Origin of the sequence: Chryseobacterium oncorhynchi, assembly GCF_002899895.1 — a bacterium.
GTDB lineage: Bacteria > Bacteroidota > Bacteroidia > Flavobacteriales > Weeksellaceae > Chryseobacterium > Chryseobacterium oncorhynchi.
The window spans coordinates 110465-129927 of the sequence record NZ_PPEI02000004.1 but is presented as its reverse complement, the minus strand read 5'-3'; the positions used below and the strand labels follow the sequence as shown (position 1 = coordinate 129927).

Sequence of the window (19463 nt, the reverse complement as noted above, 5' to 3'; positions counted from 1 at the left end):
TTATAAGTATTTCAGTGATTACTTAACGTCGTTAATAACTTGCTTAGCTTTAGAGCTTGGCAAATAAATACTAAATCCAAGGTTAAAAGTAATGTTAGAAGTTAAACCTGTATTTCCGAAACCTGTAACACCTGCATATTTTACTAAACCTTCTAGCCCAATATTTGGAGTCACAAAGTAAGAATAACCTGGTCCTGCACCAAAGTCAAGTCCTGTTGTAGAGTTACCCCCTTTGCTGATAGAATATCCACCAACACCTACGTTACCCTCGAAGAACCATCTTCCGTGATGTAATAAGTTGTTAACACCTTGTTCTCCCGGAGAAAGATAATAACGTCCTAAAGCTCCTACACCATAATCAAATCTTGTGCTTGACTCTTTAGAAGATTTGCCAATACCTAAATTTACATATCCCCCAACAGCTAGGTTATCTTCGATGAAATAAGCTCCTTTTGGTTGTAGGTTAATTTGGTATCCACCACCTGTATTTAATCCGAAATTACTTGTTGCTAAACTACTTCCTACCATCCAATTACCTTTCTGAATCTGAGCGTTTGCAGTTGCTGTTAAACCTGCTATAGCTAATACTCCTGTTAAAATAAGTTTTTTCATAATTTATTATTTTAATAATTAAATGTTTATTATTCACGAATTATAGAAAAAACAATAAATGTGCCAGACTCTTAATTTTAGACAATTTTTCTAAATTAATGTTAAGATTATGAGCAAGATATAATTCAATTTTTTAACAATATAACTGATGATTCTGTAATGATAAATAATTGATGTTATAAGTTGGGATTGGAATATTGTTGAAGTTTTAAAAATTATTATTTCCATTTTTGCTATTGAATAACATCAAATAAAAACAGATATAAGTGATCTTATGTATTTCTTGTCTTACTTTTTGGCTTCTTTACTTTAAATAAATAAAAGAATTATAGAGATGATAAGCCCGGCAATAGTAAACTTGATTCCACGTTTGAAAGCTTTAGTTTTAGGGTTGAACATCCAGAAACTTGAAATAACAAAGAAGAAAAGAGCAACTCCGAAAAATACACTTAGAGGCGCTATGGCATCTTTAGACTGTGATTTGTGAAGAGAAACCATTTTATCCAGTACAAAAGGAAGTTCCATTTTTGAATACTTAGCGACTCCTGTTGCTGAATCATAAGTTCCTTTTTTAAAATGAAGAATTGTACCTTCAGTCTTTTCCACTTCAAGACCTTTCATCTTTAGCTCCTTTTTAAGCTCTTTTTCAGAAAGGTTTGCAGATAAAGTCTTTTCATACTTTTTTTCGCTCTTTAGAAAGTCAGTGTCTCTGTAGACCAAAATAATTCCACTTACTGCATACACAGCCATAATCCCTGCAAGGAAATACCCCAGATAACGGTGTGTAATCCTCATGAAAGTTCTCGTGTCTTTAATCTTATCCATATCTAATTGTTTTGTTTTTAAATTTCAAAAGTGGAAACTGCAAAAATGCAATTTCCACTTTTAATGAAGAAGTAATTATGTAATTAATTCTAAAGTTTGTACGTCAATGTGAAATAATAATTTCTTGGCGTGATAGGGTTTACTGAATAATTCTCGTGAACGTTGTAGTTTTCGACATTAAACAGGTTACCCACTTTACCTTGGATAGAGAATTTCTTCCATTCGTAGCCAACAGATACCATTACAGTAGTATAATCTTTTAATGCAAATGATCTACTGATTCCGTTTCTTGCACCCAGTCCGGTTGAACCATTTTTTGTATCATTCCATCCTGCTAATCTATCTCCAATAAAATAAGCTCCTGCACCTACTTTTAAGCCTTTTGCATAACGAGTGAATTTATAAAATACGGAAGCATTTGCTGTTGTAGCAGGTGTTCTTACCAATCTCTGTTTTTCAACATATCCGAATCCTTCCGGTGTATCTATATATACCGAATTATTATAAGAGAAACCTCCGATGATGGATAAGTTTTCTGTTGGATTTCCTGTAATATCCAACTCTACTCCTCGGCTTCTCATTTTTCCTGCAAATTCTTTATAGAAAGAATCTGAATTTGCTTGTCCGTTTGCTAATTGAGGAGCTGTTTGATAATAATTATTATAAATGATCTGATATGCTGTTAGGTTAACAGCTAAAGCATTGTTCCAAAGATTTTTCTTTACTCCTACTTCATATTGGTCAATTGTTGTAGGTTTTAATGCTTGTTCAAAAATATCCTTTCCTGTATTTTGGGCAAAAGAATTAGTATACGTTGCAAATACTGAAAGGTTTTCATTTGGCATGTAGACTAAACCTGCTTTAGGTGAAAATGCTCTGTCTGATATAGACGTATTTTTTTGATCAACATCCCCAAGATTATTTGTAAAGGTATTCTTGGTATTAGTCATTGTTTCTAGGTAAGACCATCTTAAACCTGCAATTACTTTAAATTGTTTGGTAAGGCTGATGAAATCCTGAATGTAAATACCGAATCTCTGAGTAGGAATTCTAGTTCTGTCTTTTAGAGATGCATTAGGCATTTTTCCACTAGCCCAACTTGATGGATCATCTAGATAAAGGTTATTATTAATAGCTGAAGTATTGCCATTAGTTCCATAAGCGGTTGGGTTGGTATAAGTGTAGTTATTTTGAACTCCATAATCCCCATCGGTACCAATTAAAACCTTGTGATTAATTTTTCCTGTATTGAAATCTCCATTAATATTAACTTGTAATGAAGTATAGTTTTGTTCGTTAAATGTTTTATTTAAAGGTCTTGCCCAGTAATACCTGTTGTTCGGCTTGTCATATGACCATTGTACTCTTTCCGTTGAGTAGTAGTCTTTAGTATAACTTTGGAATGAAGCAACAGTATTTAAACTCCATCTGTCATTAAATTGATGGTTGAAAGTTACGTTGGTAGATAGTTGTTCTACATTTTGATATTGCCAGTCTGCTCCTAAGAATGCATTTTTAGGGAGCAAATCGTTTATTTTGAAACTTCCGTCAGGATTGATAATAGATCCAAGACCAAAATCAGGAGTGAAATTGTTTTTAAGGTAATCTGCCTCAACAATTAATTGAGATTTAGGACTTAAATTGAATAAGAATGAAGGATTGAAATAGTATTTTTCAGATTCAACAACATCTCTGAAACTTTCAGCATATTCATAAGCTCCATTTATTCTAAACGCAATATTTTTAGATAAAGGGCCATAGAAATCTACAGTTGGTTTGTAGGAGTTCCAGCTTCCACCATTTAATCCTATACTTCCACCAAAATTGAATTTTGGTTTCTTAGTAATCATATTAATAATACCTCCGGCGGCGGCATTACCAAAAAGCATTGCATTAGCTCCTTTTAATACTTCCACTCTTTCAAGACCACTTACTTCAGGGAAAACTCCACTGTTTATCCTTGCTCCATTCTTGAAAATATTGTCATTTCCTAGGATAAAACCACGCCCTCCAAAACTGTCCTGAGAATTACCTCTGGATGAAGTAATGTACATTCCATTCACATTTTGAAGAACATCACTCAGTTGTTTTGCTTGTTGCTGCTCAATAATCTCGTGAGTAACAATTGCAATAGGCTGAGGATTCTCCATTACCGTCAGATTTGACTTTGTAGATAATGCTCTTGCTTGGTTTGGGTTTCCTGTTTTATGAAGATTAATATCTTCAATAGTTTGGGTTCTGATAGTATCTGCTTCAGCATTTTTCATCTGAGAACTTGCTGAAACAGCGATAAATAGAAGACCTAAAGAAAGTAGTTGTCTTTTCATTTTATTTTTATGTAGAACAGTTTTAAATAAGGCGCAAATGTAAGTATTTGTTTAGAATAGATAAAAATAATTTTGTGATTTTTGTCATGTTTTTTTAGGTGGAATAAATGGATTATTTCTATTGTTATTGTGGGTGGGAAAATCAAGAGTTTTTATGAATATATTTGTCTAAAAAATAAAGTATGCAATTGGTAAAAGCAGGGCTTTGCGCCTTTGGAATGAGTGGCAAGGTATTTCATGCCCCTTTTTTAAAAGAACATCCGGGGTTTTTTATTTCTGCTGTGGTAGAAAGAAGTAAAGAGGAATCAAAAGAAAAATATCCTGAAGCAACAATTTATCACTCAGTAGACGAAATGCTTCAAAATGCAGATGTCGAGCTGGTGATTGTTAATACACCGGTTCAAACACATTATGAATATGCAAAAAAAGCACTTCAGGCCGGGAAAAATATTATTGTTGAAAAACCATTTACCGTAAATGTTGCCGAAGCCGAGGAACTGGTAAAGCTTGCTGAAGAAAAGGGCTTATTTCTAAGTGTATATCAGAACAGGAGATTTGATCGTGATTTCTTACAGGTACAAAAGATTTTAGCTGATGGGAAACTAGGGAATATCAAAGAAGCCGAAATCCGTTTTGATCGTTTCCGTACGACACCAAGTGGAAAGCAACATAAGGAAAATCCGGATCAGACAGGCTCAGGGTCACTTCATGATCTTGGTGCTCATCTTGTGGATCAGGCTGTACAGTATTTCGGTTATCCCGAAAAGCTTTTTGCAGATGTATTTTCCATGAAAGGTCCGGAATTCGCTAATGACTATTTCGAGATTTTGCTGTTTTATAAAAATGATTTGAGGGTAAGATTGAAATCTTCAGTATTCAGTAAAGAAGCTCATTATGCCTATACCATTCATGGAGATAGAGGGAGTTTTTTACAGGAAAGAACAGATAATCAGGAAAGTGAATTAGTTGCCGGAGCAATTCCTGTCTATGGTAAAGATTGGATGGAGCCTTTGAAAGAGGCAGACGGAATTTTAAACTATCTCAATGAAAATTCCGAAACAGTAAGAACATTCACTTCAAGTGAGGCCGGAAATTATATGAATTATTACCAGCAAATCTATGAACATATTGTATTTGGATATCCTTTACCATCACCGGGAAAAGAAGTAATTCAGAATATGAAGATTATAGACGCTTCACTAAAAAGTACAAAAGAACAAAACATAGTTAAGCTGTAATATAAACTATGAATTATGAATTGGTTCATATGTTAATGACCAATTCATAATTCTTAGCTCAAAATTTTATAATGCTTCCTGTAATTCAAGCCATCTCATCTCATGGTTTTCCAGTTTTTCGGAAATTGTTTCCAGTTCTGAGGAAAGACCGGCTATTTTTTCATAATCACTTTCATTATTAAGCTGGTCCAAGATCTTTGCACGCTTTTCTTCCAGCTCAGGCATTTCTTTTTCAATAGTTTCCAATTCCCTTTGTTCCTTAAAGGTTAGTTTCCTTTTTGGAGCATTAGAAGATTGAGGAGTTTCCGGAATAGAAACAGTTTCTTTAACAGGTTCAGGTTTTACAACTGTATTTTTTTCTAGGGCATCTTCTCTGCTTTTTGCTTCTCGGTATTCCGAAAAGGTTCCAACAAAATCTCTTATTTTTCCATCTCCTTCAAAAGCAAGAACATGATCTACAATCCTGTCCATGAAATATCTGTCGTGAGAAACAATAATTAAAGATCCCTGGAATTGTTGAAGAAAGTTTTCAAGAACCGTTAATGTGGGAAGATCCAGATCATTTGTAGGTTCGTCAAAAATTAAAAAGTTAGGATTCTGATAAAGAATATACATTAAATGCAGCCTTCTTTTTTCTCCACCTGATAACTTTGAAATAGGAGAGTATTGCGTCTGATCATCGAATAAGAATAATCTCAAAAACTGTGATGCAGAAAGACTTTTTCCATTCGCTAAAGGATAGAATTCTGCAATTTCTTTAATAAAATCAATAACACGCTCATCTTCCTTATAGGTAAGTCCCTTTTGGGCAAAATATCCAAAAGAAATAGTTTCTCCGGTTTCAATCTCACCATTATCATATTTTTCAAAACCCTGAATGATATTAAGAAGAGTAGATTTCCCCGCTCCATTTTTCCCGATGATTCCTACTTTCTCACCACGTTGAAATTGATAACTGAAATCCTTTAATAATACTTTGTTGCCAAAACTTTTATCAATGTTTTTCAGCTCAAGAACTTTATTGCCGAGACGCTTCATTTCAAAATCCAGTTCCAGACCCTGTTTTCTGGTGTCTGTTTTAGCCACCTTTTCAGTTTCGTAAAAAGAATCAATTCTGCTTTTGGACTTTGTGGTTCTTGCTTTAGGCTGTCTTCGCATCCATTCCAGTTCCTTTCTGTAAAGGTTGTTGGCTTTATCAATGGTTGCATTGAGATTATCCTCACGAATCATTTTGTTCTCAAGATAAGTAGCATATGAACCATTGTGAAAATAAAGGTTTCCGTCCTCCATTTCCCAGATAATATCACAGACACTGTCTAGAAAATACCTGTCGTGGGTAACAAGTAATAGGGTGATTTTTGCTTTCGTTAAATAATTTTCAAGCCATTCTACCATATCCACATCCAGGTGGTTGGTAGGCTCATCCATAATCAGTAGAGTATGTCTGTGCTCAGCTCTGGTTTCTGTCAATAATTTTGCTAATGCTACACGTTTGATCTGGCCTCCAGAAAGCGTTCCCATTTTTGCTTCAAGATCAGTAATCTTAAGCTGAGAAAGAATCTGCTTCATTTCATTTTCAAGATCCCAGGCTTTGTGAGCTTCCATGTCAGCTAATGCTTTTTCAATAAAGTCATTATCGGTAGAATGAAGAGACTTGTGATAGTTCTTCAGGGCAAGAATAGGTTTAGAATCCAATGTCATCATAAATTCCTCAATGTTGAGATTGGGATCATAATCGATTTCCTGGTCAAATAAAACAACCTGAATATCTTTGTTGATGATCGCAGTACCACTGTCTGCAATTTCTTTACCCATTAGAATTTTCAGAAGGGTAGATTTTCCACTTCCGTTTTTGGCAACAATGGCAATTTTGTCTCCTTCATTGATGTGAAAAGAAATGTTTTCAAACAAAACTTTGATGCCGTAGGATTTGGTAAGATTTTCTGCAGAAACGTAATTCATTGGAAATTAATGGTTTGATTTTAATTTTGAATAGAACGGCAAAAATACGAAAATGTAACCATAAAACTTTCCGGAACTTCTTTTATAAAAATGATTATTTACGATTTTTTAATAAACTGTGTCCACTGCCTGAGAAAACTATTCTGTAAATTTGATAGCAGTTGATAAAAAATAATCATTAATAACAAATAATATAATGAAGTATGAAAAAAGTAATTGTTGATATGGATGGAGTAATGGCAGATGTATATCATCAGTTGGCACAATTTGAAAAGAGAGATACAGGAAAAGATCTTGAAGTAGGTACTATGGTTGGGAAGCCTGAATTAGAGGTCTTTCCTAATGGGAAAAAGCATGTGAATGAGGTGGGTTTTTTCCGCACCTTGCCTGTAATGGAAGGCAGCCGTGAAGCGATGGAGTATTTAAACAATAAATATGAACTCTACATTGTCTCTGCAGGAATGGAGTTTCCCAACAGTCTCAGAGAAAAATATGACTGGCTGGCAGAGCATTTTCCATTCATCACATGGGAGCAGATTGTTCTTTGCGGAAGCAAAAGGGTAGTGTCGGGAGATGTAATGATTGATGATTATCCAAAAAATTTAGATCATTTTTCAGGTGATAGACTGATTTTTACCCAGCCTCATAATGAACTGATAGAAAATGAAACATATAAGAGGGTAAACTCATGGGAAGAGATCATGAATATTTTGTAGAAATAGGATAACGTTTAAATAGATGTAGATGAATTTCCCTTAAAGACTGGAAATTTAAAACAAATTTAACTAAAAGGGTTCCAAATTTAATAAGGTCTTATGAAGATTGGTCATGTAAAATAAATAAGTTTGCATCAAACTTTTAACATGAAAAAACGTAATGCCTTATTCTTTATTTTGGCTATTTCCACACTTGATGCACAAGTCATTTCCGGAACAATTATTTCTAAAAATGAAAACCAACCTATTCCTTATGTAAAAGTTGGAATCGAAAAAAATACCAATGGAACAATTTCTGACGAGAAAGGAAATTTTTCAATAGACCTTTCCAAGTTAGCGTTACAACAAATAGTAAAGATTGAAGTTCCAGGATATGAGTTGTACGAAGAAACGGTACAGGATTTTAAAAAGCATGATCAACAGAAAATATTTTTAAAAGAGAAGATTAAAAATATCAAGGAAATTGCCATTAAGCCTAAAAAGTTGGTAGATAAAAACTGGGGTGTAAATACAAAGACAAAAAGTGTTTTGTATTCAGTGAATCCGGCAATGAGTAAAAAGGATTTTTTAGGAGAAACAGCTCTGGAGTTTAATGCAAAGAAAAGATCCAAGATTAAGAACATTAATCTGAATATCGCCCGCTATACTTCTACTGAACCTGTTTTGATGCGATACAGTATTTACAGTGAAAAAAATGGTTTTCCGGATAAAAACATTCTGGATGAAGAAATTACTGTTGAACTTACCGAAGACATGATAAAAGACGGAACCTATACACTGGATGTTAATGATCATAATATTTGGGTTCAGGGAAAGTTTTTTGTTGGAATTCAGTTTTTAAAAGAATTTAATGGAAGTATTAAAATTAGTGCAGCATTATTCAGAACAGGGTTTATAAGAGAATTTTATGGTGACTGGATGAAAATGTCAATCGCGGCGCCGGCTATTAATATCGATGTGAAAATGGATAAAAATGGAAAAGAGACGAAAGAGGATGCTGCTGGGTATTCTGATGATAGTATTCAGGATTGGATTTCTGACAACTCAAAATATATTCAGGAAGCAGATCTATCCCTATATGGTAAAAATGAATCTGTAGGGAAATATTTGAAATTGAAACATACTGATCTTTATTATGAGGTTTATGGAGAGGGCGATCCTTTGATATTGCTTCATGGTAATTCAGGAAGTATAAAAGATTATTATCAACAAATTCCGGTTTTATCCAAGCAGTATAAGGTAATTGCAGTAGATACAAGAGGCCAGGGAAAAAGCAAGGATATCTCAAAAAAAGATTTTACTTATAAATTGTTTGCAGATGATGTAAAGGCATTGGCAGACCATTTGAAACTTGATAAAATTAATATTGCAGGATGGAGTGATGGAGGATGTACAGGATTAGAATTCGCGTTGAAATATCCGGATCATCTTAATAAGCTGGTCATAATCGGTGCCAACGCTTTTCCTGAAGGAGTAGACGAAAAACTTCTTGCTCGGTTCTCTAGTCAAATGAACCAGCTAAATCAATTAAATACTCCTGAAATATTCAATGAACGTAGATTATTAAAGATTATGCTTACTGAACCTAACATCAGTAAAAAAGATTTGAATAAAATAAAAAGTCCGGTATTGGTTATTGTGGGAGATAAGGATGTTATTAAGCCAGAGCATACAGAATTTATCGCAAAAGAAATTCCTAACACAGAATTGAAAATTTATAAGGATACTACCCACATGGTTCCTTTTGAAAAAGCTGATGAATTAAATTCCGATATTATGAAATTCTTGAAAAAATAATTAGAGCCTAAAACAAAAAGATGGAGGTTGGGTATTGCTATCTCAAGTCATAATAACTTCCATCTTTTGGGTTCTTCTCTATTAATCCAACGTCAGTCTTTTTAAAGACCATGAATTTCCATTGTAAATATCAAGATCTACCTTGGTATTGATCCCATGAACGATTCCGTTTTCTGTAAATTGCCAGAAATCCCACTGGTCATTAGGAGAGGGGGTAGGAACATCATTATAGTTGGCCAGCCATAGTGGGTAGCCTTCAAATTCGCCTTTCAGAAAATCTTTATAATAATGATAGTAAGTATAAATAATGGGTTTCTCACCATATGTTTCTTCCACAATTTTACACCATACCTTTAAGTCCTCAATCAGTTTTTTATTGGTTTTACGTTTTGGGATTTTTTCAATATCCAAAATAGGTGGAAGATCACCACTTTCCAGTTTTACATTAGCTAAAAAATTGTTGGCCTGAATTACAGGATCCTCATCAGCTCTGTAAAAATGATAAGCTCCCCGAATGAGATTGTGCTTCTTAGCCATTCCCCAAAATTCATCAAAATGCTTATCAGCACTGCGATTCCCCATGGTTGCACGCATTACCACAAACTCCAAAGGAATTGTTTTATTTCCAATGCTTAGGCTGTCCCATTTGATGTCTTCCCTGTTTTGATAGTGAGAAACATCAAAGCCATAGGTTTTATCAAGATTATTGGCTAAAACCCTTTGAATCCTTGAAGCTTCCTTTTCACTATTATGAAGTTTTTTATGAGTAAATTTATTGAAGTACAGGGCGTAGTAATAGCTTACGGATTGTTTGAGATAAAATCCGGTTCCAATTAAAGCAACTATTAAGATTGCCAATATCACCCATCGACGGAAAAAATAATTCTTTCGGCGGGTCTTATGAATCTGTTTGGCAGTTTTTTTGGTGTACTTTTTTGGTGTCATAAAGTTTTGCAAAACTAACTTTTTTCACTGCTAAATGCTAAATAAAATCAGTAAATTTGTGTATTATGGAAACACGCGAAAAAATCATCATTATAGGAGGAGGATTTGCGGGGCTGCAGCTTGCAAAAACATTAAATAATAAGAACAAAAAGGTCATTGTTCTGGATCGGATGAACCATCATATGTTTCAACCGCTTTTTTATCAGGTAGCCTCCGGGAGGATAGAACCCTCCAATATTTCTTTCCCTTTCCGAAAGATTTTTCAGCAATCCAGAAACACTCAGTTCCGGATGACAGATGTCAGAGAAATTGATGCTGTAAACAATAAGGTGATTACCGATGAAGCAGAATTTACCTATGACAAACTGATTATTGCAACAGGTTGTAAAACTAATTTTTTCGGTAACAAAGAACTTGAAGGAAAAGCTTTCGGGATGAAAAATACTCAGGAAGCAATCAGTATCAGAAATCATGTTTTGATGACCTTTGAAAAATTGATTATTGAAAAGAGTAGAAGCGATGACGGAAACTGGAATATCGTTATTGTAGGAAGTGGCCCGACAGGTGTAGAACTTGCAGGAGCATTTGCTGAAATGAAAAAAGATATTCTTCCAAGGGATTATCCTTACATGAACTTCGATCAGTTAAAGATTATTCTGGTTAGTTCTACAGAAAAACCTCTTGCAGTAATGAGCAGTGAAGCCCAGGAAAAGTCAGAAAAATATCTGAAAGATCTTGGTGTAACTTTTATGAGCGGAGAAATTGTTACCGATTACGATGGAGAAAAAGTACATCTGAAAAGTGGCAAAGAAATACCCTCTAATAATGTTATTTGGGCAGCAGGCGTTACAGGGAATGTAATAGACGGCTTTCCGGAAGATAAATTAGCTCGAAACAGATATATAGTAGATCGACACAATAAAATAAAAGGCTACGACAACATTTATGCAATTGGGGATATAGCTTATATGGAGACACCAAAATATCCACAAGGCCACCCTCAGGTTGCTAACGTAGCGATTAATCAAGCAAAGAATCTAGGTAAAAATCTTTTAAAGAAAACTTCAGGAGAATGGAACGAATATGAATATGATGACCAAGGCTCGCTGGCGACTATTGGAAAGCACAGAGCGGTTGTAGATTTACCATTCATTAAATTTCAAGGATTTTTCGCATGGTATTTCTGGATGTTTCTCCATTTAATGCTAATTTTGAGCGTTCGAAATAAGCTGGCCATATTCTTTAACTGGATGTGGAGCTATATCAACAAAGATTCTTCTTTAAGATTAATTATTATACCTACTAAGAAAAACGGAACATTACAATGAGAATTGATATAATAAGCGTGCTTCCAGAATTGATGGAAAGTCCGTTTCATACCTCTATTTTGAAAAGAGCAATGGATAAAGGACTGGCGGAAGTGCATTTTCATCATCTAAGAGACTGGGCAATCAATAAGCATAGGCAAATTGATGATGAACCTTACGGAGGTGGTGCAGGAATGGTGATGATGATTGAACCAATAGACAAATGTATTTCAGAGCTTAAATCCCAAAGAGAGTATGATGAGGTAATCTACCTGACTCCTGATGGAGTAACCTTGAATCAAAAAATTGCCAACACTCTTTCTATTAAAAATAATCTGATTTTTCTTTGTGGACATTACAAAGGAATTGATCAAAGAGTTAGAGATCTACATATTACAAAGGAAATTTCAATAGGAGATTATGTTCTTACTGGAGGTGAACTAGCAGCATGTGTGCTTGCTGATTCTATTATAAGACTGCTTCCCGGAGTTTTGAATGATGAGCAAAGTGCTCTAACAGACAGTTTTCAAGACGATCTTTTATCTCCTCCTATTTATACAAGACCCGAAAGTTATAAGGGATTAGATGTTCCTAAGATTTTGTTAAGTGGAAATCTTGGTAAAATTGAAGAATGGCGTCACGATGAAGCCGTAAGAATTACAAAAGAAAAACGTCCAGATCTGCTTTAAAAAGCCATTGAAACGCTCTTTTTTTATTGATCCCGCTTGTTAATATATCAAATGGAATAATATTTGTTATTATTGCAAGTGAAAAGTAAAATATTAGCATTTTTGTTTTTAAGTTGAAATTTTATTTCTATTATTTTGATTTTTGTATATTATTTAGATTTCGATATACAGAATGAATTAAAGAGATGATTGAAAATTCAATTCAATATAGATGTTTTTATTGGTATTTTTTATTATATTTGAAATATTTATTGTTATAAATTGATTTTTCAATATTATAGATAGATCAAATGAATTTTGAAAAAAATAATAAATTTGCGTTTTAAGAAAAGGACATATTAATTAAAGTATAGAAATTTGTGTTGATGGAACTGTTCTCTTTTTATAATGTTGAAAATTTATTCTTACCTGATCCTAAACCTGTTCATAAATTAGATCCTACCCAATCAGGTTTAAGAAACTGGGATGAAAAGAGATATAAAAATAAACTTTTTAAAATCTCACACGTATTTGAATTGATGAAGGAGGATAATGGTGTAATGCCATTTATAATTGGATTGTCTGAAGTTTCCGGAAGGAAAGTTTTGGAGGATCTTGTGGAGATGGAACCTTTTAATTCGGAATATGGGATTGTACATTACAATTCTATGGACGAAAGGAAGGTAGATGTAGCCATGTTATATGATAAAAATAAAGTAGAGGTAATAGATTCTGAAACCATTACTTTCTTTTTTGAAATAGTTAATAAAAACACAGGAAATTACGATACAACTAGGGATGTACTTTTTTCTAAAATTAAATATAAAGGGGAAATTATTAATGTCTTTATCGCTCACCTTCCCTCTAAGCGCGAGAAAGATATCAATAAACCCAAAAGAGCCTTTATACTGAATGAGGTCCGGCAACGGATCTTGAAAATTGTAGATGATGATAAGGAACATGTCATATTGTGTGGTGATTTTAACGAAAACCCGGATGATGAAAATTTAGTGCAAATTCTCTATGACAATGATCATGAAAAGGTTCTAATGAACCCGTTTCAGGAGTTGTTTTCTACCAGAAATTATTCTACTTTTCATTATAAGTCTGGATTGTTGTATGATCAGATTATTATGTCAAGATCTTTTCTTGATAATAAAACTCTGGCTTTTCAGGATGCTCACATATTTAATTCTGAAAAAATCAGCAGCAGAACCAGAAATTTTGAAGGACGACCTTTCCGAACTTATGCCGGTACACGGTATTTAGGTGGATATAGCGATCACTTTCCGGTTTTTGTGAAGTTTAAAAACTTACAGTAAAAAACATAAATAATAAAAAAGTAGAAAATGAAAAATTCGAGCAACACAAGCTATCATTTAGATTCAATTGACAAGGAAATCATCTATATGCTGATGGATAATGCTAAAACGTCTTTAGCACACATCTCAAAAAATGTAGGAATTTCTACAACTGCAGTACATCAAAGAATTAAGAAACTGGAACATGCAGGAGTGATTGAAAATTCAATTTCATTTCTTAATCCTAAAAAAATTGGATATAAGGTAATTTGTTACATTGGTGTATTCTTGGATCAGCCAAGTCACTACCCAGAAGTAGTAAAATCTTTACATGATATCAATGAAGTAGTGGAAGCCCACTATACTACAGGTAATTATACAATATTTTTAAAGGTTCTTTGTAAGGATAACGATCATTTGATGCAAATCCTTAACAAACTTCAAAAATTGAAAGGAGTAACAAGAACAGAAACTTTTATATCTTTGGAACAAGGTATTTACAGACAATTGAAAGTATAACGATATGAACATAGCCCAATATTTGGATTCAACTTATTTGAAGACACCCGAACAATCAGGTATCTCACATGAAGAAACTCTTCAAATAAATAAAAAACTTGCTCAGGAAGCTATTGATAATGGTATTTTTGCCGTAATGATCCGTCCGGATTATGTAGCAGAGATTAAAAAATATATTAAGGAAAGAAATTCAAATGTTGCAGTAGGTACTGTAATAGGATTTCACGAAGGAACGTATTCTGTTGATGAAAAGCTTGCAGAAGCTTCAAAAGCAATAGAAGATAATGCTGATGAATTGGATTTTGTTATTAATTACAATGCTTATCTTCAAGGGAATACAGAATTGGTAAAAGAAGAGTTTGTGAAATGTACCAAATTATCTTTGGAACATCATAAAATCGCTAAATGGATTATTGAAATTGCAGCTTTAACCGATGAACAGATTGCTGATCTTACCAAAGATATTTCCAACTGGGCAGAAGAAAACTTTTCTGACAATGATTTGTCTAAAATTTTCGTAAAATCTTCAACAGGATTCTATGAAACAACAGGTGGAAAGCCTAATGGAGCAACATTTGAGGGAGTAAAGATCATGCTTGACAACGCTGGGAAACTTCCTGTAAAGGCAGCCGGAGGAGTAAGAACTCCTGAAGATGCTGAGAAAATGATTAACATGGGGGTAAAGAGAATCGGAACCTCTTCAGCACTGGCACTCATTAAAAATGAATCTTCATCGGGATATTAAGACTGATATTGAAAACAAGAATAAAAAAACCATCAATCAAATTGATGGTTTTTTGTTTTATATCTGAGCTTGATATTCTTCGTAGAATTGTTGAGTTTCTTTAATTAAGATATTCATCTCTTCCATAGTGAAAACCTCCAGGAATTTTTTTCTAAAATCCTTGAAGTGAGGAATCCCTCTGAAATAGTTGCTGTAGTGTTGTCTCATTTCAACCAGTCCTAATCTTTCTCCTTTCCATTCTGCACTCCATTCAGCATGTTGACGTACTGCCAATAATCGGTCTGAAATAGTTGGAGCAGGTAAGTGTTCACCAGTATTAAAGAAATGCTTAATTTCATTAAATATCCAAGGATAACCGATAGCTGCACGACCAATCATAATACCGTCACATGCATACTTTTGTTTGTACTCTAATGCTTTTTCAGCAGAGTCTATATCCCCATTTCCAAAAATAGGAATCTCAATATTAGGATTTTGTTTAATTCTTGAAATATGCTCCCAATCTGCTTCACCCTTATACATTTGTGCACGGGTTCTGGCGTGTATGGTAAGAGCTTTGATTCCGGTTTCCTGCAAACGTTCTGCTACTTCATCAATGTTGATGGAAGTACTATCCCAGCCTAAGCGGGTTTTAACAGTTACAGGAAGATGGGTAGAGCTTACTACTGCTTTTGTAAGGCGAACCATAAGATCAATATCTTTCAAAACTCCTGCACCTGCTCCTTTGCAGACAACCTTTTTTACAGGGCATCCAAAGTTAATGTCAACCAAATCCGGATTTACCGTTTCTACAATTCTTGCAGACATGGCCATTGCTTCTTCATCACCACCAAAAATTTGTATACCAACTGGTCTTTCATAGTCGAAGATGTCGAGCTTTTTGCGGCTTTTGATAGCATCGCGAATTAAACCCTCAGAAGAAATAAATTCTGAATACATTAAATCTGCGCCGTGCATTTTACACAAACGTCTGAATGGAGGGTCACTTACATCTTCCATTGGAGCTAGCAAAAGCGGAAATTCCGGCAGTTCTATGTTGCCTATTTTTATCATGGTGCAAATTTACAAAATTCTAAATAGTGAAAAATATGATATTATCTATTAGTGTAAATGATGAAGATATGGATACAATGATAGTGAAATAGAAATAGAATTTCAATATAAAATAAATTGTAATAATTTGATAATGAGGTTTTTTAGAAACTCGCCTTTACCTGCATGCTTCCAATATGAATGGTTCTTTCTCCGGAATTTCTTCCCTCATAGTTAAAGTTTAATTGAATAAATGAGTTGATGGCTTGTTGAATGAATACACTCCAAACCTGATTCTTCCCAGGCTTTAAGCCATCAAGCATCTGGTTGCCGACAATACTGAAGTTATTTCCGCTAAAGTTATTGTTGATAAAAGAGAAATTTCCACGGATAGAAGTCTTTCTATACTCCCATTGAATGGTTCCTGTAACATCAAATGCCTTTAATATTTCTTCTCCATCTAATCGTTTCTTTTGGCGGTATGCAGAAGAAAGCTCAGTCTGAAGAGCATCTGTGAATTTATAAGTTGCTTTTGGTTTGGTTTCAAAATTATTTAAGCGATAATCCCTTGTCGCGAATAGCTGTGAAGAGTTTTTGATATCATGAACGGAATTTTCCCAATCTACCCTGAATTCCTTATTAAACCAATATCCTAAATTTAGGAAATGAGAGGTCTGTTCACGCTCTTCATTGCTGAAATTAGCATTGATGAGGTTATCGTTGGTGATGAATCTATAATTTCCATTCCAACCAGATTTATCCGTCGGATTGAATTGTACAGAGGCTAAAATGTTTTGATTTTTAAGAATCTGGTCACTATTTTTCTCAAATGGATTCAATACCAATACTTTATCCTTTTTATAGAATGAATTTTGAGAATTTAAAGAAATATTGAAATTCCAGCGTTTTAAAAATCCATTTTCCGAATTAAAAACAATAGCAGGGTTAACAAACAAAGCAAGCTGTATCTTGTTTTTATTAGACGGAATATATCTGACAGAGTTGGTATAAACTCTAATATATTGAGCCAAATCAGAATATTCAGCAATTTCAAATTCGTCAAGCTGCTGAATGCCGTCTCCATTGTAATCCGTCCATTTATAGACACCTTGTCCATCCGTTACTTTAATATATTGGAATTCTCTCTGTGCTTCCTGCCCGTTTCCAAGCTCATAGAAAGCCTGAAGTCGCATACCGTTTCTGAAAAGTTGTTGGTTGTAAAGAATATTTCCTACCACAAAATCATTGTTTCTGGTAACATTAGCTTCTGCACTCTGATAAAAGAATTTTCTATAATGAATTAAGACATTTAAAGATGTTCTTTCTGTCTTGATAATTTGACTTTCTGCCATGATCCCCAAAATATTGTTCATATTTTGAAGCCTGTTATCACGTACAGAGTCATTATCTCTCATATATACTTTAGCAAGCAATTTGGTGCGGGTACTGTCACCAATTTTCTTCTGAACAAAAAGCTCTTTCCAACTGAAACTTGTGACATCCATAAGCTGAGTGTCATTGTATTTCTTCTCATTATGCTCCATGCTTCCACCAATTGCCCAGCTCCCTTTTTTGCCGGTAAATTCTGTAGATACTCCTCCACGAATGAACTTGGTATCCTGAAGAGTTGCAGTAGTATTCAGATAAGATAAATTTCCTTTTGTAAAGAATTTTCCTGTGATCCAACCAAAGTCCAGATCATTTTTAAGCCCTTTATAAGAATCTTGCTCATTCAAATAATTGACACGATAATTTAAAGTAGACTTATTGTTCCATTTGTTCAAGAAGCTGAATATAAATCTGTTCTGCGTCTTTTTGTTAAACTCCTGTACTAAGTTAAAATCTCTGGAGAATTCCACATCATTAATACGATCAAGGATATGAAACTGTTTGTCAATATATTGGTACTCAAAACTTGGAGTTCCTTTCCATGAGCTTTTTGCAAAGGTTTTATTTCCGAAGATACGCCATGCATACCCCATATTCTGATTAGAGTCCTTAGATGAGAATAAATTGACATCATAGTTACTCAAAGAGATATCGGCTCCGATTTTACCTTCATTCAATAAATATTCAGAATTAAGTGAGAACACTTGAGACTTCTGAGGGGACGGTAGCTTCCTTACAGCTCTGTAATCTCCTGCATTAGGTCCTGCATATTCAAAAACACGTCCGTTATTGGTAGTTTGTGACGTTTTATAATCTCCTTGATTGGGCCCAAAATAGGTGAAAGAAACTTGATAAAGTGTTTCATTAGGATCCGTGGAAAATTCATAAAAATTTCCGGCAGGACTTAAACGGTATAAAATCTTATTCACATCATACTCAGTCACAACCCCAGATGGTGCATACATCAGATTAGGATCATTCCCGGCATTAGCAAGGATCTGTTCATCTTCTTTTGATAAACTTAAGGAAAGAGGGGCATTTTTGTTATCATTCTCCATAAACCAGTTCAGCCCAACCTTGAATTTTTCCCTTTGATGCTCTAATTTCCCAGTAAATAAATACCTTGAATAATTTCTATTGGCATAGTTATAGGAAATGGTGATAAAATTCTGTTGAAAAATAGGACGGAAACTGGTAAAGGTAACTTCACCAGTGTTATAATTGATTACATAATCTTGGTTTTCACCACGTTTCATTAAGATTCCGTCAATGAAAACCTGTTCAGAACCGGAAATAAGAGTAATGAACTGTTCGCCATTTTTTCCGGTCAGACGATAAGGCCCCTGGTTTCCTTCAATACCCTGAAAACGGACTCTGTGAAACTCACTTCGAGCCACCCCTGCAGAAATATCTACAAACGTTTTGTTTTCCTTTCCAAATTCAGTCTGAAACTGAATACCCATACTTCTTCGCTGGTATTTAGCAAAATAGTTCTTAGATTCTACAAGATCCAAATGGCCGGCTCTAAGAATAGATTTATCCTTAATGTTAAGCTGCATATAGATCTTGTCAAATTCCTCCAAAGTTTGCGTATAACCATCTGCCTGAATAGGGAGATTATGATCCGAAATACTTGCTAAAATAGTGACATCTTTAGAAAGCCTTCCGGAAATCTGAAGGTCCATAGAACTTTGTACCGATTGCCCCTGATTATTACCAAACGTAATCCCACGGATAATAGACCCCTTAGAATTAAGTTCCCCTAAAAATCTTTTCTTGTCATTTTTAGCCAGTACAGCTTCATCAATAATAACTCGGTTATTGGTTCGTATAAAGTCTAAAGTATCTTTTGCGAAAATATCCTGCTCAAGCTTTGCTGTAAGGATACTGTCTCTTTTAATACTGTCTTCAGGAACGTTAGGATTTTTCCATGAGAATACCTGAGCACTTCCTGAAAATATGCCTAAGAAAAATAAAACAAGTAGGATAAAAAAATTCCGCAACTCCTGAAAAATAATTGGTAAAAGTAATTAAAAAATGTTAATGCTAAGATGCTTAGCATTATTAACAGAAAATTAAT

Annotated in this window: 15 protein-coding genes; 8 read left to right on the top strand and 7 right to left on the bottom strand. The window is 34.2% G+C overall.

What is annotated here, in order from left to right; translation table 11 throughout:
* Positions 1-18: 18 nt before the first annotated feature.
* The 3 genes from C1638_RS14155 to C1638_RS14145 all read right to left on the bottom strand — a co-directional run bounded on the left by C1638_RS14155 (position 19) and on the right by C1638_RS14145 (position 3764).
* Positions 19-612, bottom strand: coding sequence for a hypothetical protein (locus tag C1638_RS14155; protein ID WP_109622002.1), 594 nt, complete (start codon positions 610-612; stop codon positions 19-21).
* Positions 613-921: 309 nt separating this feature from the next.
* A complete protein-coding gene (locus C1638_RS14150) occupies positions 922-1437 on the bottom strand; it encodes a hypothetical protein (RefSeq protein WP_109622000.1) in 516 nt (171 codons plus the stop codon).
* Positions 1438-1526: 89 nt separating this feature from the next.
* Positions 1527-3764, bottom strand: coding sequence for a TonB-dependent siderophore receptor (locus C1638_RS14145; RefSeq protein ID WP_109621998.1), 2238 nt, complete (start codon positions 3762-3764; stop codon positions 1527-1529).
* Between the two features lie 182 nt (positions 3765-3946).
* Between C1638_RS14145 and C1638_RS14140 the strand changes: the two genes are divergently transcribed.
* Entirely contained in the window at positions 3947-5002 is a 1056-nt protein-coding gene (locus C1638_RS14140; protein WP_109621997.1) for a Gfo/Idh/MocA family oxidoreductase, read from the top strand.
* A gap of 66 nt (positions 5003-5068) precedes the next feature.
* Here C1638_RS14140 and C1638_RS14135 read toward each other — a convergent pair whose 3' ends face one another.
* Positions 5069-6964, bottom strand: coding sequence for an ABC-F family ATP-binding cassette domain-containing protein (locus C1638_RS14135; RefSeq protein ID WP_109621994.1), 1896 nt, complete (start codon positions 6962-6964; stop codon positions 5069-5071).
* A 203-nt stretch (positions 6965-7167) separates the two neighbouring features.
* On the opposite strand from C1638_RS14135, the gene C1638_RS14130 reads away from it, so the two are divergent.
* Together C1638_RS14130 and C1638_RS14125 are read left to right on the top strand one after the other, a co-directional pair.
* The gene (locus tag C1638_RS14130) at positions 7168-7680 is read left to right on the top strand and encodes a 5' nucleotidase, NT5C type (RefSeq protein ID WP_109621993.1); all 513 of its coding nucleotides are present in this window, start codon (positions 7168-7170) and stop codon (positions 7678-7680) included.
* Between the two features lie 147 nt (positions 7681-7827).
* On the top strand, positions 7828-9477 hold the full coding sequence (locus tag C1638_RS14125) for an alpha/beta fold hydrolase (protein WP_109621990.1): 1650 nt from the start codon (positions 7828-7830) through the stop codon (positions 9475-9477).
* A gap of 81 nt (positions 9478-9558) precedes the next feature.
* Here C1638_RS14125 and C1638_RS14120 read toward each other — a convergent pair whose 3' ends face one another.
* Entirely contained in the window at positions 9559-10422 is an 864-nt protein-coding gene (locus tag C1638_RS14120) for a glycoside hydrolase family 25 protein (protein ID WP_109621988.1), read from the bottom strand.
* A 65-nt stretch (positions 10423-10487) separates the two neighbouring features.
* Here C1638_RS14120 and C1638_RS14115 point away from each other — a divergent pair, with 65 nt between their 5' ends.
* The 5 genes from C1638_RS14115 to deoC all read left to right on the top strand — a co-directional run bounded on the left by C1638_RS14115 (position 10488) and on the right by deoC (position 14962).
* Positions 10488-11750 (top strand): NAD(P)/FAD-dependent oxidoreductase, encoded by a 1263-nt coding sequence (locus C1638_RS14115; RefSeq protein ID WP_109621986.1) that lies wholly within the window; start codon positions 10488-10490, stop codon positions 11748-11750.
* A complete protein-coding gene (gene trmD, locus C1638_RS14110) occupies positions 11747-12418 on the top strand; it encodes a tRNA (guanosine(37)-N1)-methyltransferase TrmD (protein ID WP_109621984.1) in 672 nt (223 codons plus the stop codon). Before C1638_RS14115 ends, trmD begins: the two co-directional genes overlap by 4 nt.
* A gap of 365 nt (positions 12419-12783) precedes the next feature.
* Positions 12784-13719, top strand: a complete 936-nt coding sequence (locus C1638_RS14105; protein ID WP_109621983.1) for an endonuclease/exonuclease/phosphatase family protein — start codon at positions 12784-12786, stop codon at positions 13717-13719.
* 27 nt (positions 13720-13746) lie between these two features.
* The gene (locus tag C1638_RS14100; RefSeq protein ID WP_109621980.1) at positions 13747-14217 is read left to right on the top strand and encodes an Lrp/AsnC ligand binding domain-containing protein; all 471 of its coding nucleotides are present in this window, start codon (positions 13747-13749) and stop codon (positions 14215-14217) included.
* A gap of 4 nt (positions 14218-14221) precedes the next feature.
* Positions 14222-14962 carry a deoxyribose-phosphate aldolase gene (deoC, locus tag C1638_RS14095; RefSeq protein WP_109621978.1) on the top strand — a complete coding sequence of 247 codons (741 nt, stop codon included), beginning with the start codon at positions 14222-14224 and terminating at the stop codon, positions 14960-14962.
* 57 nt (positions 14963-15019) lie between these two features.
* Here deoC and dusB read toward each other — a convergent pair whose 3' ends face one another.
* Both dusB and C1638_RS14085 read right to left on the bottom strand, forming a co-directional pair.
* A complete protein-coding gene (gene dusB, locus C1638_RS14090) occupies positions 15020-16015 on the bottom strand; it encodes a tRNA dihydrouridine synthase DusB (protein WP_109621976.1) in 996 nt (331 codons plus the stop codon).
* Between the two features lie 143 nt (positions 16016-16158).
* Positions 16159-19386, bottom strand: a complete 3228-nt coding sequence (locus tag C1638_RS14085; protein ID WP_109621974.1) for a DUF8818 domain-containing protein — start codon at positions 19384-19386, stop codon at positions 16159-16161.
* Between the last annotated feature and the right edge of the window lie 77 nt (positions 19387-19463).